Annotated in this window: 17 protein-coding genes; 11 read left to right on the top strand and 6 right to left on the bottom strand. The window is 74.3% G+C overall.

All coding sequences use genetic code 11. From position 1 onward, the window contains the following. Nucleotides 1-41 precede the first annotated feature (41 nt). Nucleotides 42-647 carry a flavodoxin family protein gene (locus Sdagh_RS35285; RefSeq protein WP_189414290.1) on the top strand — a complete coding sequence of 202 codons (606 nt, stop codon included), beginning with the start codon at nt 42-44 and terminating at the stop codon, nt 645-647. 13 nt (nt 648-660) lie between these two features. Here Sdagh_RS35285 and paaE read toward each other — a convergent pair whose 3' ends face one another. Genes paaE through paaA form a run of 5 tightly spaced genes read right to left on the bottom strand, consistent with a single transcriptional unit; the run spans nt 661 to nt 4383 of the window. Further along, complete coding sequence (gene paaE, locus Sdagh_RS35280) at nt 661-1761, bottom strand: 1,2-phenylacetyl-CoA epoxidase subunit PaaE (protein WP_189414289.1); 1101 nt, start codon at nt 1759-1761, stop codon at nt 661-663. Beyond that, nucleotides 1761-2276, bottom strand: coding sequence for a 1,2-phenylacetyl-CoA epoxidase subunit PaaD (paaD, locus tag Sdagh_RS35275; protein WP_189414288.1), 516 nt, complete (start codon nt 2274-2276; stop codon nt 1761-1763). The genes paaE and paaD overlap by 1 nt, the downstream gene beginning before the upstream one ends. Then, a complete protein-coding gene (paaC, locus tag Sdagh_RS35270; protein WP_189414287.1) occupies nt 2270-3097 on the bottom strand; it encodes a 1,2-phenylacetyl-CoA epoxidase subunit PaaC in 828 nt (275 codons plus the stop codon). Before paaC ends, paaD begins: the two co-directional genes overlap by 7 nt. Before the next feature lie 9 nt (nt 3098-3106). Beyond that, nucleotides 3107-3403 carry a 1,2-phenylacetyl-CoA epoxidase subunit PaaB gene (gene paaB, locus Sdagh_RS35265; RefSeq protein WP_189414286.1) on the bottom strand — a complete coding sequence of 99 codons (297 nt, stop codon included), beginning with the start codon at nt 3401-3403 and terminating at the stop codon, nt 3107-3109. After that, on the bottom strand, nt 3400-4383 hold the full coding sequence (gene paaA, locus Sdagh_RS35260) for a 1,2-phenylacetyl-CoA epoxidase subunit PaaA (RefSeq protein WP_190076523.1): 984 nt from the start codon (nt 4381-4383) through the stop codon (nt 3400-3402). The genes paaB and paaA overlap by 4 nt, the downstream gene beginning before the upstream one ends. Before the next feature lie 287 nt (nt 4384-4670). On the opposite strand from paaA, the gene paaK reads away from it, so the two are divergent. Both paaK and Sdagh_RS35250 read left to right on the top strand, forming a co-directional pair. Further along, nucleotides 4671-6017: a phenylacetate--CoA ligase PaaK gene (paaK, locus tag Sdagh_RS35255; protein WP_189414284.1), complete on the top strand. Its 1347-nt coding sequence runs from the start codon at nt 4671-4673 to the stop codon at nt 6015-6017. A 133-nt stretch (nt 6018-6150) separates the two neighbouring features. Next, complete coding sequence (locus Sdagh_RS35250; RefSeq protein ID WP_190076522.1) at nt 6151-6939, top strand: SDR family NAD(P)-dependent oxidoreductase; 789 nt, start codon at nt 6151-6153, stop codon at nt 6937-6939. A gap of 7 nt (nt 6940-6946) precedes the next feature. Here the strand turns inward: Sdagh_RS35250 and Sdagh_RS35245 are convergent, their stop codons facing one another. Beyond that, a complete protein-coding gene (locus tag Sdagh_RS35245) occupies nt 6947-7453 on the bottom strand; it encodes a cupin domain-containing protein (protein ID WP_189414282.1) in 507 nt (168 codons plus the stop codon). A 139-nt stretch (nt 7454-7592) separates the two neighbouring features. Between Sdagh_RS35245 and Sdagh_RS35240 the strand changes: the two genes are divergently transcribed. The 8 genes from Sdagh_RS35240 (at nt 7593) to Sdagh_RS35205 (ending at nt 15979) form a co-directional block, all read left to right on the top strand. After that, complete coding sequence (locus Sdagh_RS35240) at nt 7593-8027, top strand: RrF2 family transcriptional regulator (protein WP_189414281.1); 435 nt, start codon at nt 7593-7595, stop codon at nt 8025-8027. Then, nucleotides 8024-8935 (top strand): DsbA family oxidoreductase, encoded by a 912-nt coding sequence (locus tag Sdagh_RS35235; RefSeq protein ID WP_190076521.1) that lies wholly within the window; start codon nt 8024-8026, stop codon nt 8933-8935. Before Sdagh_RS35240 ends, Sdagh_RS35235 begins: the two co-directional genes overlap by 4 nt. A gap of 448 nt (nt 8936-9383) precedes the next feature. Further along, entirely contained in the window at nt 9384-10922 is a 1539-nt protein-coding gene (locus Sdagh_RS35230; RefSeq protein ID WP_190076520.1) for an ABC transporter substrate-binding protein, read from the top strand. Next, entirely contained in the window at nt 10919-11890 is a 972-nt protein-coding gene (locus Sdagh_RS35225) for an ABC transporter permease (protein ID WP_226536189.1), read from the top strand. The genes Sdagh_RS35230 and Sdagh_RS35225 overlap by 4 nt, the downstream gene beginning before the upstream one ends. A gap of 1 nt (nt 11891) precedes the next feature. Then, nucleotides 11892-12791 carry an ABC transporter permease gene (locus tag Sdagh_RS35220; protein WP_189414278.1) on the top strand — a complete coding sequence of 300 codons (900 nt, stop codon included), beginning with the start codon at nt 11892-11894 and terminating at the stop codon, nt 12789-12791. Beyond that, nucleotides 12788-13723, top strand: coding sequence for an ABC transporter ATP-binding protein (locus Sdagh_RS35215; protein ID WP_190076519.1), 936 nt, complete (start codon nt 12788-12790; stop codon nt 13721-13723). Before Sdagh_RS35220 ends, Sdagh_RS35215 begins: the two co-directional genes overlap by 4 nt. Continuing rightward, nucleotides 13720-14562 carry an ABC transporter ATP-binding protein gene (locus Sdagh_RS35210; RefSeq protein ID WP_190010843.1) on the top strand — a complete coding sequence of 281 codons (843 nt, stop codon included), beginning with the start codon at nt 13720-13722 and terminating at the stop codon, nt 14560-14562. Before Sdagh_RS35215 ends, Sdagh_RS35210 begins: the two co-directional genes overlap by 4 nt. Before the next feature lie 76 nt (nt 14563-14638). Beyond that, entirely contained in the window at nt 14639-15979 is a 1341-nt protein-coding gene (locus tag Sdagh_RS35205) for an NtaA/DmoA family FMN-dependent monooxygenase (RefSeq protein ID WP_189414275.1), read from the top strand. Nucleotides 15980-15995 lie beyond the last annotated feature (16 nt).

Here is a 15995-nt window from a genome sequence, read left to right as displayed (position 1 = left end):
GCCCCCGCCTGCGACGCGCCGCCGGGGGAAGGCTCCCGGGCATGCGCGCACTCGTCGTCAACTGCACTCTGAAGCCCTCGCCCGAGCCGTCGAACACCGAGGCCCTCGCCGCCACCGTCATCTCCTCGCTCCAGGGGCACGGGGTGAGCGTGGACCTGGTGCGGGCCGTCGACCTGGACCTGCGGCCGGGGGTCGAGACCGACATGGGCGACGGGGACGACTGGCCCGCGGTGCACGAGAAGCTCCTCGCGGCGGAGATCCTCGTCCTCGCCTCCCCCACCTGGCTGGGCCGGCCCTCCTCCGTCGCCCAGCGGGTGCTGGAGCGGATGGACGCCATGCTGGGCGAGACCGACGACGCGGGGCGGCCGGTCGCCTACAACCGGGTGGCCGGGGTGGTGGTCACCGGCAACGAGGACGGTGCCCACCACGTCATCAGCGAGATCAACGGCGCCCTCGTCGACATCGGCTACACGGTCCCGGGCCAGTCGTGGACGTACTGGCACCTCGGGCCCGGGCCCGGCCCCGACTTCCTGGACGACGCCCGCGGCCACGACTGGTCGGTGTCCACGGGGAAGGCCATGGCGTCCAACCTGGTGCACGCGGCCCGCGCCCTGGCCGCGTCGCCGCTGCCCGCGCCGCCGTCCTGAACGCCGGGCCGGCTCAGCTGTCGTAGTCGACGGTCAGGGTCTCGGAGACGGGGTACGACTGGCAGGTCAGGACGTATCCCGCGGTGACCTCGGCCGGTTCCAGGGCGTAGTTGCGGCGCATGTCGGCCTCGCCGTCGGTGATCCGGGCCCGGCAGGTGCCGCAGACGCCGCCCTTGCAGGCGAAGGGCAGGTCGGGGCGGACCCGGGCGGCCGAGTCGAGCAGGGTGCTGTCGCGGGGCAGCCCGGTGGTGGTGGAGCGGCCGTCCAGGACGACGGTGACCCGGCTGACCGGTCCGCCGGGGCGGGGCTCGGGGCGGCGGGCGGCGGCGGGCGGTTCCTCACCGGCGTAGAAGAGTTCCTGGTGGACGCGGTCGGCGGGGACGCCGAGGCCGGCCAGGACCTTGCGGGCGTCCTGGACCATGCCGGGCGGGCCGCACAGCCACCAGTGGCCGGCGGTGGTGACGTCGACCAGGCCGTCGACGAGCGCGGCGAGCCGCCCGGCGTCCAGGCGTCCGGTGAGCAGCTCGGCCTCGCGGGGCTCGCGGGAGAGGACGTGGGCGATCTGGAAGCGGGCAGGGTGCAGGTCCTTGAGGTCGGCCAGTTCGTCGGCGAACATCACCGAGCCGGTGCGGCGGTTGCCGTAGAAGAGGGTGACGCGGGAGCGGTCGTCGGCGGCGAGGACGGACTCGGCGATGGAGAGCATCGGGGTGATGCCCGAGCCGGCGGCGACGAGCACGTGGTGGGCGGGGACGGTCAGGTCGGGGGTGAAGGCGCCGGTGGGGGTCATCACCTCGACGGTGTCGCCGGGTTTCAGCTCCCGTACCAGCCAGGAGGAGAACAGGCCGCCGGGCACCTCCCGCACGGCGATCCGGGGCGGGGCGCCGGCCGGGGAGCACAGGGAGTACGAGCGCCGCTCGTCGCGTCCGCCGACCCGGCGGCGCAGCGTGAGGCACTGGCCGGGCGCGAACGCGAACTCCTCGGCCAGCTCGTCCGGTACGGCGAACCGCACGGCGGCGGCGTCCTCGCACAGCCGCTCCACCGAGGCCACCGCGAGGGTGTGGAAGGCGGGCCGGCGGCGGGGCTTCGCCGGGGCGGGGCCGGTCGGGTCCGCCATCAGATCTCCTTGACGTGCTCGAAGGGCTCGCGGCAGACCCGGCAGCGCCACAGCGCCTTGCAGGAGGTGGCGCCGAACCGGGAGGTCTCCTCGGTGTCGGCGGCGCCGCAGCGGGGACAGGGCACCGCGCGCCGGGTGCCGGACAGCACCAGCGGCACCGGGCCGGGGGCAGGGCGCGGGGCGGGACCGGGCGGCGCGATGCCGTGCTCGGCGAGCTTGCGGCGACCCTCGGGGGTGATCCAGTCGGTGGTCCACGGCGGATCGAGGACGGTCCGCACCTCCACCCGGGCGAACCCGGCCGCCCGCAGCCGCGCGGCCACCATGGCCCGCATCTCGGCCAGGGCGGGACAGCCGGAGTAGGTGGGGGTGAGCGAGGCGCGGACCGTGCCCTCGCCGGTGACCTCTACGGCGCGCAGGACGCCGAGGTCGGCGAGGGTCAGCATGGGCAGCTCCGGGTCGGGGACCGTCTCCGCGAGGCGCCGGGCGCGCCGGACGTCGGCCGGGGCGGTCACCACGACGCCCCCGGATGGGCGCGGGCCACCGACTGGAGTTCGGCGAGCAGCGGGGCGAGGTGCTCGGTGTGGGCGCCGGTGCGGCCGGCGCGCGGCAGCGGCTGCCAGGCGGGCAGCGGCAGCCCCGCCGCGTCGGTGACCTGGCGCAGGACCGCGACCACCTCGTCCCGTACGTCGCAGGCGGAGAACAGCTCGCCCAGGTAGGGGACGACCTGCTGGAGCCCGGCCCGCATCCGCCGGTGGGACTCGTCGGTGCCGTCGCCGAGCCGGACGGTCCACTCGGCCGCGTACTGGCGGTGGTACGTCAGTTCCTTGGCGCCCTTGGCGGCGACGGCGGCGAGCACCGGGTCGGGCGAGGCGGTGAGCCGCTCGAAGTGGGCCAGCCGCCAGCTGGCGAGCACGAGCAGCCGGGCGATGCTGAACGCGAAGTCGCCGCCCGGCAGTTCGGCCAGGGTGACGTTGCGGAAGTCGGCGGGGTCGCGGAGGTAGGCGTAGGCGTCCTCGGTGCGGCCGGTGCCGTCCACCTGGCCGGTGCGGGCGTAGAGCAGGCGGGCCTGGCCGAGCAGGTCGAGGCCGATGTTGGCGAGGGCCACCTCCTCCTCCAGCTCCGGGGCGCGGGTGGTCCACTCGGCCAGCCGCTGGGCGCTGACCAGCGCGTCGTCGCCGAGTGCCAGGCACAGGGCGGCCAGTTCCGCCCGGTCGACGCCGTCCGGGACGGTGGTGTCGACGCCGTGCAGGGGGTCCTCGAAGCCGGTGCCGTAGGCCCAGCGGGTGTCGTCCTCGTGCTCCTCGGCCAGGGACAGGTAGACGTGGTCGTCGCTCATGCCCCGCTCCTAGATGTGGGGGACGTCGTCGGGGATGTCGTAGAAGGTGGGGTGCCGGTAGACCTTGTCGGCGCTGGGGTCGAAGAAGGGATCCTTCTCGTCGCGGGTGGAGGCGGTGATGTGCTCGCTGCGCACCACCCAGATGCTCACGCCCTCGTTGCGCCGGGTGTACAGGTCCCGGGCGTGGGTGAGGGCCATCCGGTCGTCGGCGGCGTGCAGGGAGCCGACGTGGACGTGGTTGAGGCCGCGCTTGCCGCGTACGAACACCTCGTACAGTGGCCAGCCGCGCTGCTCCCCGGTGCTCATGCCGCCGCTCCCCTCGCCGTGCGGGCCGCCTGCTTGGCGGCGTGGGCGAGGGCCGCCTCGCGGACCCAGGCGCCCTCCTCGTGGGCGGTGCGCCGGCGCTCCACGCGGCGCGCGTTGCACGGTCCGTCGCCCTGGATGACGCGCGTCAGCTCGTCCCAGTCGGGGGTGCCGAAGTCGTGGTGTCCCCGTTCCTCGTTCCAGCGCAGCTCGGGGTCGGGGAGGGTGACGCCGAGCTTCTCGGCCTGCGGGACGGTCATGTCGACGAAGCGGCGGCGCAGTTCGTCGTTGCTGTGCCGCTTGATCTTCCAGGCCATCGACCGGGCGGAGTTGGGGGAGTTGTCGTCGGGCGGGCCGAACATCATCAGGGACGGCCACCACCAGCGGTTCACGGCGTCCTGGACCATCTCCCGCTGGGCGTCGGTGCCGCGCATCATCGTCATCAGCAGTTCGTAGCCCTGCCGCTGGTGGAAGGACTCCTCCTTGCAGATGCGGACCATGGCGCGGGCGTAGGGGCCGTAGGAGCTGCGGCACAGCGGTACCTGGTTGCAGATCGCGGCGCCGTCCACGAACCAGCCGATCACGCCGACGTCGGCGAAGCTCAGGGTCGGGTAGTTGAAGATCGACGAGTATTTCTGGCGGCCCTCGATCAGCCGCTCGGTCAGGTCGGCGCGGTCGGCGCCGAGGGTCTCGGCGGCCGAGTAGAGGTACAGGCCGTGGCCGGCCTCGTCCTGGACCTTGGCGAAGAGGATCGCTTTGCGGCGCAGTGACGGCGCCCGGGTGATCCACTCGCCCTCCGGCTGCATGCCGATGATCTCCGAGTGCGCGTGCTGGGCGATCTGCCGGATCAGCGTCGCGCGGTAGCCCTTCGGCATCCAGTCGCGCGGCTCGATGCGCTGGTCGCGCGCGATCGTCGCGTCGAAGCGCTCCTGGAGGCCGTCCGCCACCGCCGGTTCCGCCGGTTTCGCCTGCCCTGCCGTCATCCCTGTCACCTGACCCCAGCCGCCCTCTCGCCACCGACCGATCGTTCGGTTCATGGTAGGCAGAGACCCCCGGGTCCCGGCAACCGTCCGGCCGCACCCGCTTGCCGGGCGGTGCGCGGCGGATCTCTTGACAGGCGGCGGCGAGGCTTGAATTACTGGGTCCGGCCGCACCGGAACCGAATGGTCGGTCGGCGCACGGGGTGGCGCGGCGGTGCCGCCCCCGCGCCCCGAGGGGGATGCTCTGGCGGGACCCGGCGCGTCCGCAGCACGCAGAGCGAGGAGCCGCGATGACCCGTGAACCGCACGTCACCGACACCGGCCGCCCCCGGCGCGGCGACCCCCTCCCGGCGGAACTCCTGGACGACGCGGAGCGGATGCCGCGCGCGGAGCTGGAGGACCTCCAGCTCCGCCGGCTGCGGCGGACCCTGCGGCACGCCTACGACCATGTCGAGCTGTACCGCGCGAAGTTCGACGCGGCCGGGGTGACGCCCGACGACTGCCGGTCGCCTGCCGACCTGGCCCGGTTCCCGTTCACCACCAAGGCGGATCTGCGGGACTCCTACCCGTTCGGCATGTTCGCCGTACCGATGCGGGACGTACGGCGCCTGCACGCCTCCAGCGGCACCACCGGCCGGCCCACCGTCGTCGGGTACACGGACGGCGACCTCTCGGCCTGGGCGGACCTCGTCGCCCGTTCCATCCGGGCGGCGGGCGGCCGGCCCGGCCACAAGGTGCACGTGAGTTACGGCTACGGGCTGTTCACCGGCGGGCTCGGCGCGCACTACGGCGCCGAGCGGGCCGGGTGCACGGTGATCCCCGCGTCGGGCGGGATGACCGCGCGCCAGGTGCGGCTCATCCAGGACTTCCGGCCCGAGATCATCATGGTGACGCCGTCGTACATGCTGACGCTGCTGGACGAGTTCGAGCGGCAGGGCGTGGACCCGCGGTCCACGTCGCTGCGGATCGGGATCTTCGGGGCGGAGCCCTGGACGGAGGAGATGCGGCGGGAGATCGAGGAGCGGGCGGACCTGCACGCCGTCGACATCTACGGACTGTCGGAGGTGATGGGCCCCGGGGTCGCGCAGGAGTGCGTGGAGACCAAGGACGGGCCGCACGTGTGGGAGGACCACGTCCGGCCCGAGATCGTCGACCCGCTCACGGACGAGGTGCTGCCCGACGGCGCGGAGGGCGAGCTGGTCCTCACCTCGCTCACCAAGGAGGCGATGCCGGTCGTCCGTTACCGCACCCGGGACCTGACCCGGCTGCTGCCGGGCACGGCACGGCCCGCGTTCCGGCGGATCGAGAAGATCACCGGCCGCTGCGACGACCTGGTGATCCTGCGCGGGGTGAACGTCTTCCCGAGCCAGGTCGAGGAGATCGTGCTGCGCACGCCGGGCCTGTCGCCCCACTTCCTGATCGAGCTGACCAGACGGGGCCGGATGGACCACATGACGGTACGGGTGGAGTCCCGGCCGGACACCCCTGCCGCGCTGCGCGAGGAGGCGGCGCGGACGCTCGTGAAGGCGGTCAAGGAGGGGGTCGGCGTCACGGTCGAGGCGGAGGTCGTCGGCCCGGACACCCTGGAGCGCTCGGTCGGCAAGCTGCGCCGGGTGCGGGACCTGCGGACGCCCTGAGGTCCCGGCCGGTACCGGCGGTACCAGGACGGGGAGGGCGGTGGCTGACGGGCGGCGGGCGGCCCATCGTGGGAAGCGCCGCCGGCCGCCCCGGCCGGCGGGATCTCCCTTCCCGCACCGCAGGAGCAGTCCCATGAGCAAGCTCGCACTCGTCACCGGCGCCTCCTCCGGCATCGGCCGGGCCTTCGCCCGGCGGCTGGCCGGCCAGGGTCACGAGGTGGTGGCCGTCGGCCGTCGCGCCGGCCGGCTGGCGGAGCTGGCCGCCGAGTTCCCCGGCGGCACGATCCGCCCCCTGGTCGCCGATCTGGCGACCGACGAGGGGGTGGACGCGGTCGCCGCCGTCTGCGCCGCCGAGCCGTTGACGACGCTCGTCAACAACGCGGGCGTGGCCCACTACATGCCGTTCGCCGAACTGCCCGCCGACCGGGCGCGGGAACTCGTCCACGTCAAGGTGGTCGCCCCGACCCTGCTGGCGCGGGCCGCGGTGCCGGGCATGCTGGCCCGCGGCGCCGGCGCGGTCGTCAACGTGGCGGGCATGATCGCCTTCAGCGGTCCCGCACCGGCGGCGGGGCTGCCGCACCGGGCGGTCTACGCCGGCACGCTGGCCCATCTCGTCGCGATGACCCAGGCCCTGGCCGTGGAACTGTCCGGTAGCGGGGTGCGGGCGCAGGTGCTCTGCCCCGGCGTGGTGGCGACGGAGTTCCACGAGCGCCAGGGCCTCGACCTGAGCGCGGTGCCCCGGATGTCCGCCGAGGACGTGGTCACCGCGGGGCTGCGCGGGCTGGAGCTGGGCGAGACGGTCTGCGCCCCGGGTGTGGAGGACGGGAGTCTGCTCCGGCGGGTCTTCGAGGCGGACCTCGCGGCGTTCGGCGGGCAGGGCGCCGAGCTTGCGGGGCGGTACCGGGCACCCGCGGAAGCCTGACGGGCCGTCAGTCACCCTGCGCCGGGAGCGCGTGGAGCCCCGGGAGGTTGACGACGATCGCCTCCTGGGTGCTGCGGGCGATGACCACCACGGCCTCCTCGGCGGGATCGGGGTTCTCCTCGCGGTGCGGCACGAACGGCGGGACGAAGACGTAGTCGCCGGGCGCGGTGCGCAGCCGGACCTCCTCCGGCTCCCCGTCGCCCGAGTCGTCGAGGAAGACGAACTCGGGGTGCCCGCTGACCACGTAGATGGCCGTCTCCGACTCCCCGTGGTGGTGGTCGGAGGAGGAGGTGGACGGGGCGACGTGGGTCTGGCCCATCCAGAGCTTCTCCGAGCCGACGGCCCGGCCGCTGACGGCGGCGAAGCGTCGCATGCCGCCGGTCTGCGCGGTGCCGCCGTCCAGGGAACCGGCGCGGATGTGGTGCAGCCGCGCGCGCAGCGGCGTCACCGGAGCGGGGGTGTCGGACAGGTGCGGGTGGAAGCCCTCACCGGCGGTCGTGGGCGGCTTGCTCATGGCCGGGACGCTAGGGCCGCCCCGAAAAGGATGTCAAGAGGTGTCCAATGCTGTTCACCTGCGGCAATGTTGCCGCAACGGGAGCCGCGGGCCACCGGTTCCCGGCCGCGCCCGGCGGTGGCTCGGGCATGATGGCGGCATGCATATCTCCGCGAAGGCGGACTACGCCGCGCGCGCCCTGCTGGAGCTCGCCCGCGAACCCGCGCGCCCCTTGACCTGCGAGGCGATCGCCTCGGCCCAGCAGATTCCGTTCCGGTTCCTGAAGTCGGTGGTGGGCGAGCTGCGCCGGGCCGGCCTGGTGCGCAGTCAGCGCGGCTGCGAGGGCGGGTACTGGCTGGGCCGGCCCGCCGACGCCATCACCCTGCTCGACGTCACCCGCGCCGTCGACGGCGAGGTGCTCACGCTGCGCGGGGAGGACCTGGGCGGCCTGGACTATCCCGGCGCCGCGGCCGGACTGCCCGGGGTGTGGCGCCGGATCGAGGCGGACGCGGCGGCGGTGCTGGGCGGGACGACCGTCGCCGCGCTGCTGGCCGCCGGGGCGCGGCGCGGACCGGCCGCCGGGGGAGCCGCGTGACCCCGCCCGAGGAGCGCCTCCCGGTCGAGGTCGTCGAGTACACCGACCCGCTCTGTCCCTGGGCCTGGGGCTCCGAGCCGGTGTTCCGGCGGCTGCGCGCGGGGCTGGCCGGGCGGGTGCGCTGGCGGCGGGTGTACTGCCTGCTGTTCGACCACGACGACGATCCGGCGCCGGACCCGGCGGCGGAGACCGCCTGGTACGCGCGGTACGTGGCGGAGATCGGGGCCCACACCGGGGCCCCGCGGGCGGCGCGGCTGAGCCGGGTGGCGGCGTCCTCGTGGCCCGCCTCGCTGGTCGCCAGGGCGGCGGAACGCCAGGGCGCCGAGGTGGCCGACCGGGTGCTGCGCCGGCTGCGGGAGACGGTGTTCGTGCTGGGCGAGCCGGCCGACACCCCCGGCCTGGCGCTGGCCGCCGTACGGGGTGTGCCGGGCCTGGACCCGGCGCGGCTGGGGGCCGACGCCGCCGGGGACGCGGTGCGGGAGGAAGTGCGGGCCGACCGGGCGGAGGCGCGCCGCCCGGTGCCCGAGGTGCGGTCCGTGCCGGCCGCCGGGTCGCCGCACCCCGGCGCGGCCAAGGAGACGGACGACGGCGGGTACCGGTACGCGCTGCCGACGGTGCTGGTGCACGGCCCCCGGGGACGGCGGGCGGTGCCCGGCTGGCGGCCGCTCACGGCGTACACCGCCGCCCTGGACGCCGTGTGCCCCGGGCTGCGCCCGGCGCCGGAGACGCTGTCCCCCGCCGAGGCCCTGGAGCGCCGCCGGAGCCTGACCGAGCCGGAGCGGGCGCTGCTCGCGCCGGGCGCCTGGCCCCCGACCGGTGCCGTGCGGGTGGACACCGCGGGCGGTCCGCTGTGGCTGCACCCGGAGGAGGCCGCGACCCATCCGGCGACCCGGCCCCGGCACCCCTGACCTGCCTCTGATCAGCCGTCATGTCCGTCCGCGCAATGAGACATCGATCGGTGTCCATTGACAGTCGCCGACCGCGCCCCCGAGGATGGCCGCATGCTGACGACGCACCCCGGTGTGGTGTGCCGCTACGTGGATCTGCGGCGCACCTGCAGCGCTCTCTGTCGCTGACCGACGCCGCCCACGAGCCCGTTCCGCCGTTCCGGCCGGCTTCCCCGCCGCACCGGAACGCGGGGTCCTTTCCCTCGCGGCCCGCGGCCCATCTCCCCTTCCTCCTCAGGCCGTTCCGCGTGTCCCGTGATGCCCCGCCGTGCGCGGGGCGGGTCCCACCTGCCCTTCCCCGCCCCCTCGGCATGCCCGCCGCGGGACCGCGCGGGCCGGTCGCGGCGGTACGTGCCCCTCCTTTCCTCCCCGGCCGCTCACCACGGCCGTCCTCACCAGGAAGTCAGCCATGCCCCGACGCCCCCGCTCCCCCGGCCGCCCGCGCACCGCCGCCCTGAGCGCCGTGCTCGCCCTCCTCCTCGTCCCCGTCCTCGCCGCCTGCGGCGGCACCGGCGCCGCGGCGGGCGGCGCGGCCACCCTGAAGTGGACCTCGACCTATTTCCCGGCCCACTGGGACCCGGTGGTCAGCGGCAGCGGCGCCCAGTTCCGCGAACTCGCCCTGGTCTACGCGTCGTTGACCCGGGTCGACGAAAAGGGCGAGGCCGTGCCCGACCTGGCGGAGAGCTGGGAGTACGACGACGAGGGCGACGAGATCACCTTCCACCTGCGCCCCGGGCTGAAGTTCAGCGACGGCGAGCCGGTGGACGCCGCCGCGGTGAAGGCGGCCGTCGAACGGGCGCAGCGGCAGCAGAACTCGGCGCTCCACGGCGACCTGACGTCCATCGAGTCCGTCGAGGCCGACGGCCTGGACGCCGTCTTCCACCTCACCCAGGTCGACTACCAGATCCCGCAGCTCCTCGGCGAACGCGTCCTGCAGATCGCCAGCCCGAAGGCGGCGAAGTCCCCCGCGGAACTGGACCAGAACCCGGTCGGCGCGGGCCCGTTCGTCATCACCCAGCTCATCCCCGGCACCAAGGCCGTCCTGGAGAAGAACCCGGACTACTGGGACGCGGAGCACATCCACATCGAGAACGTGGAACTGACCTCCGCGCCCGACACCTCCACGGTCGTCTCCGGCCTGCGGACCGGCGTCTACAACTTCGCCGACCTCGACCCCAGCCAGGCCGGGAGCGCCAAGAAGGCCGGCCTCGACGTCTTCGTCCAGCCGGGCTACAACGCCTCCAACATCAGCCTCAACGTCAACAAGGCGCCGTTCGACGACGACCGGGTGGCCGATGCCGTGCGGTACGCGGTGAACCGCCAGGAGTTCGTGGACAAGCTGACCTTCGGCTACGGCGAGACCACCGACCAGCCCTTCCCCAAGGGGTACGTGGCCTACGACCCCGAGTCGGAGAACGCCTACCCCCATGACCCGGCGAAGGCCCGGAAGCTGCTGGCCGAGGCCGGGCACCGGGCCGGTGACATCGAGCTCGATCTGGTCATCCCCGCCGAGGACCCGGCGGCCGAGATCGTCCAGTCGCAGCTGGCGGCGGTCGGCATCACCGTGAACATAAAGATCGACAAGAACTGGGCCACCCCGTTCTTCGCCAAGGACCTGACCTTCTCGCTGTACAGCACCACGGGCCGGGACTCGGCGGTGCAGACCCTCACCGCGCACTTCGGACCCGACGGCCCGCTGAACCTCAGCTCCCCGTACGAGCCCGCCGGTTTCGAGGCGGCGGTGGCCGAGGTCCGCCGGACCCCGCTGGACGACCCGCACTACGCGGAGACCCTCCAGGCCGCCACCCGGGCCGGCCTGCGCAGCAAGGCGCTGGTCTTCACGTACTCCTCCCCCAACCTCTTCGCCAAGAGCCCCTCGGTCTCCGGCCTGCCGAAGAACCCCGCCCACCTCAACTGGACCGGCGTGACGATCGGGGGCACCCGGTGAGGCGGCACACCCTCTCGCGGGTCCTGGCCGTCGCCGGCCGGTCGGTGGCGGTCTTCGTACCGGTCTTCGTCGTCGCCACCTTCGTCACGTTCGCGCTGCGCTCGCTCAGCGGGCTCAGCCCGGCCCGCATCCAGCTCGGCGAGGAGGCGACGCCGGAGGCCATCGCCCGGGTGGAGGCCCAGTGGGGACTGGACCGGCCCTTCCTCGCGCAGTACTGGGACTGGTTCACCGGCGTCCTGCACGGTCAGCTCGGTACGAGCTGGACCAACGGCGCCGACATCTCCACCCTCATCGGGCTCGGCCTCGGCGTCAGCCTCTCCGTCGCGGCTCTCGCGCTGGTCATCGGGGTGACGCTGGGCTTCGCGCTCGGCACCCTGGCGGCGCTGCGCCGCACCACATGGGTGGACCGGGCGGTCACCGGTCTGGTCACCGTGGTGTCGGTGATGCCCGCGTTCGTCGTGGGCATCGTGCTGGTCTCCGTGTTCGCGGTCGGGTCGGGCCTGTTCCCCTCGGGCGGGTACGTGCCCGCCGCGCAGGGCGTCGGGCCGTGGCTCGCGCACATCACGCTGCCCGCGCTCGCCCTCAGCCTGGACGTCGTCGCCGATGTGGCCCGGCAGTTGCGGGGCAGCCTGGTGGCGGCCTACCGCGAGAACTACGTGACGGGGGCGGTGGTCCGGGGGCTGAGTCCGCGCCGGATCTTCTTCGCCCATGTGCTGCGCAACGGCCTGGGGCCGACCCTGGCCACCCTCGGCCTGAAGTTCCCCGCCCTGGTCGGCGCCTCCGTCGTCACCGAGTGGATCTTCGGCCTCCAGGGCTTCGGGCGGTTCGCCAACGACTCCGCGCAGGCCGGTGACGTACCGGCGGTGCAGGGGGTGCTGGTGGTGTCGGTCGCCCTGGTCGTCTCCTTCAACCTGATCGTCAACCTGGTGCTGGCCCGGGTCACGCCGGCCGCACAGCGAGGGGTGTGACATGGTGCGCCGCGTTCTCTCCCTCACCTCCGGCCGGGTCGCCATGACCGTCCTGCTGCTGGTCGCCCTGCTCGCGGCCCTCGGACCGCTGCTCGCCCCGCAGGACCCCCTCGCCACCAGCGACGACGTGCTGGCCGGGATCTCCGGGGGGCACTGGCTCGGCACCGACAACCTGGGCCGGGACGAGCTGAGCCGGCTGCTGGCCGGTTCCCGGGTCAGTGTCCTCGGCGCCCTGGAGGTCGCGCTGACGGCGCTGGTCGTCGGCGCGGTCCCCGGCATCCTCTCCGTCTATCTGGGCCGGGCCTTCGAATGGGTGACGCTGCGGCTCGCTGACACACTGGTCGCGCTGCCGTTCCTGCTGTTCGCGGTCGCCGTGATCGCGCTGCTGGGCAACGGCCTGACCCAGGCGATGCTGGTCACCGGGGTCCTGGTGGCCCCCCTGTTCTACCGGGTGGCGCGGGCCGCGACGCTGACCGTGGCCCGCTCGCCGTACGTGGAGGCGGCGGTGATCGCGGGTGCCCCGGTCGGCTGGATCGTCCGGCGCCATGTGCGGTCCAAGGTGCTGCCGCCGGTCGCGGTGGCGTTCGCGCAGACCGTCGGCACCGGGTTCGTCATCGTCTCCAGCCTGACCTTCCTCGGCATCGGCGTGCAGCCGCCGGAACCGACCTGGGGCGGTCTGCTCGCCTCCGACCTCGGCTACCTCGGCCAGAAGCCGTGGGCGCCGGTGGCCCCGGCCCTGCTGATCATGGTGACCGTCTGGGCGGGCAACCTGCTCGCCGACGCGATCCGCGACGTCTCCGGTGAGGCCGGCCGCGCCCTGCTGCGGTCCCGCGGTGCCCGCCGGCGTCCGGGGACCACCGGTCCCGACCCTGCTCCCGCTCCCTCCGGAGGCGTGCGATGACCGCTCCGTCCAGGACGGCCCGTCCCGGGGCCGTCCCTCCCGTACCCGCCCCGCCCGAGTCCCTGCCGGGAGACCGCGCGGACCGGCGCCCGGCCGGGGACGCCCCCGCCCCGCCCGTGCTGTCGCTGCGCGGCGTCCGCGTCACCGACCGGACCGGCGGCCGGGACGTCGTGCACGGCGTCACCTTCGCGCTGGCCCCCGGCCGGACGGTCGGTATCGTCGGCGAGTCCGGCAGCGGCAAGACCCTCACCTGCCGTGCCGTGCTCGGCATCCTCCCCGAGGGCTTCGAGGTCGGCGGCGGCACGATCGAGATCGAGGGCACCGACATCGCGACGCTGACGCCCGCCCGGTGGACCGTGCTGCGGGGTGCCGTGATCAGCGCCGTCTTCCAGGACCCGGCGTCCTATCTCGACCCCTCGGTCACCGTGGGCGCGCAGATCGCGGAGGTGGTCCGCGTCAAACTGGGCCTGAAGCGGCGCGCGGCGCGCCGGCGCGCGGTGGAACTGCTGGACGCGGTGCGGCTGCGCGACCCCGAACTGGTCGGCGGGCAGTACCCGTACGAGCTGTCCGGCGGCATGCTGCAACGCGTGCTGATCGCCGCGGCGATCGCCGCCGGGCCCCGGGTGCTCATCGCCGACGAGGCCACCACCGCGCTGGACGTCACCGTCCAGGCGGAGATCCTCGACCTCCTCGCCGACCTGCGGGAACGGACCGGGCTCGCGCTGGTCGTCGTCTCCCACGACCTCGCCGTCGTCGCCCAGCTCTGCGACGAGGTGCTCGTCATGCGGCACGGTGAGGTGGTCGAGCAGGGGCCGGCCGACGCGGTGCTGCGGGACCCGCGGCACGAGTACACCCGGCTGCTCGTCACCGAGCACGAGCGGTACGGCCTGGAGAAGGTCCTCACCCCCGAGCCGTCGAAGGAGACCCCGTGACCAGCGCCCCGCACCCGCCGCGTCCCGTGCTGGAGGTCACCGGCCTCACCGTGCGCCACGGCCCGCGCCGCCGGCGCCGTACCGTCCTGGACGGCGTCTCGCTGAGCGTCGCGCCCGGCGAGACGCTCGGGCTCATCGGGGAGACCGGCTCGGGCAAGTCCACCCTCGCCCGCGCCGTGCTCGGCCTGGTGCCGGTCTCCGCCGGGACGGTCGTCGTCGACGGCGAGGACGTCACCGGCCACGACGAGCGCCGGTGGCGCGCGCTGCGCCGCCGGGGAGTGGTCCAGTACGTCTTCCAGGACCCGCTGCGCAGTCTCGACCCGGACCTCACCGTCGAGGAGTCCCTCACCGAGCCGCTGCTGGTGCGCGGCGTCCCGCGGACGGAGGCGGCGGCCCGCGCCCGGCGGTTCCTGGACCGCGTGCACCTGACCACGGCACTCCTCGGCCGGCTGCCCGGCGAGCTGTCCGGCGGGCAGCGCCAGCGCGTCGCCGTGGCCCGCGCCCTGGTCACCGAGCCGCGCCTGGTCATCCTGGACGAGCCGGTGAGCGCCCTGGACTCCGCCAACCGCGTCCGCGTCCTCGACATCCTCGGGGAACTGCGCGCGGACGGGGTGGCCCTGGTCTTCATCTCCCACGACCTCGGCTCGGTCGCCGGGACCGCCGACCGGGTCGGCGTCCTGTACCGGGGTGAACTGGTGGAGACCGGCACCGCCCACGCCGTCGTCAACCGTCCCGGCCACGTCTACACCCGGCTGCTCGTCGGCTCGGCGCCCACCCTGCGCGGCGCGCCCGCCGACCGGGCCGAACGCGACCGCCTCCGAGCCCTCCTGCACGCCTGAGCCCCCCTCACACCGGGCCTGCGCCACCGAGCCTCCCCACCGAGTCCCTTCCGCCCCTCGCACAGACAGGACCCCCATGTCCCGCACGCTCCACCTCGCCCTGCACCCCTACGGCGTCGGCGGCCCCGGCCAGCACGGCCTGTGGAAGGACCCGCGCGTCGCGAAGAACGCCAGCATCGACATCGGTTACTACATCCGGCAGGCCCAGGCCGCCGAACACGCCCTGTTCGACGCGCTGTTCATCGTGGACAGCCAGTTCATCAACGCCACCTACCCGTCCCACTACCTCAACCGGCTCGAACCGCTCACCCTGCTCTCCGCGGTCGCCACCCACACCTCGCGCATCGGGCTGGTCGGCACGGCCAGCTCGACGTACAACTCCCCCTTCAACCTGGCCCGGCGGTTCGCCTCGCTGGACCACATCAGCGGCGGACGGGCCGGGTGGAACGTCGTCACCAGCTTCGACACCGGAACCTCCCGCAACTACGGGCTGGACGAGCACCTCGACTACGCCACCCGCTACGGACGCGCCCTGGAGTCCGTGGAGGTCGCCCGCGGCCTGTGGGACTCCTACGAGGACGACGCCTTCCCGGCCGATGTCGAGCGGAACGTCTTCCTGGACCCGGCCAGGCTGCACGCCCTCGACCACGTCGGCGAGCACTTCAAGGTGGCCGGCCCGCTCAACATCTCCCGCTCGCCGCAGGGCCAGCCGGTCATCTTCCAGGCGGGGGTCTCGGAGGAGGGCCGGGACCTGGCCGCACGGGTCGCCGAGGGCGTCTACGCGCCGGGCGGCTCGCTGGAGCAGGCCCGGGAGTACTACGCCGACGTCAAGCGGCGCACCGCCGCCCACGGGCGCGACCCCGACCACATCAAGATCTTCGTCCACGGCGGTCCGGTGGTGGCCGCCACCGACGAGGCCGCCCGGCGCCGGGAGCGGGAGATCTTCGAGGAGGACAACGACTTCGACCGCAACCTCGCCCTGCTCGGCCGGTCCTTCGGCGCGTACGACTTCGCCGTCCACGACCTCGACGCGCCCTTCCCGGACGTCGCGCACCTCGCGGAGAAGGGGGGCCGCACCGGGGCCGCGCAGATCATCGAACGCGCCCGTGAGCAGGGCCTGACGCTGCGTCAGGTGGCGGAGTCGGTGAACGAGTTCCGGCGTTCGCCCTTCGTCGGGGCGCCGGAGACGGTCGCGGACACCATCGAGGAGTGGTTCGCCGCCGGCGCCTTCGACGGCATCAACCTGGCCTTCCGCACCGACGACGAGCTGGAGCCGTTCGTCGACGGGGTGGTGCCCCTGCTCCAGAAGCGCGGCCTGTTCCGCACCCGGTACACCGCCGACACGCTGCGCGGTCACCTCGGCCTGCCCGTCCCGGCCAACCGCCACACCGAGGCGCGCCGCCTCGCCGGCGCCTGAACACCGTCCCCCCTCG

Origin of the sequence: Streptomyces daghestanicus (assembly GCF_020521275.1) — a bacterium.
GTDB lineage: Bacteria > Actinomycetota > Actinomycetes > Streptomycetales > Streptomycetaceae > Streptomyces > Streptomyces griseoviridis.
The sequence above is the reverse complement of the archived record's forward strand: the minus strand, read 5'-3'. Positions and strand labels throughout refer to the sequence as shown.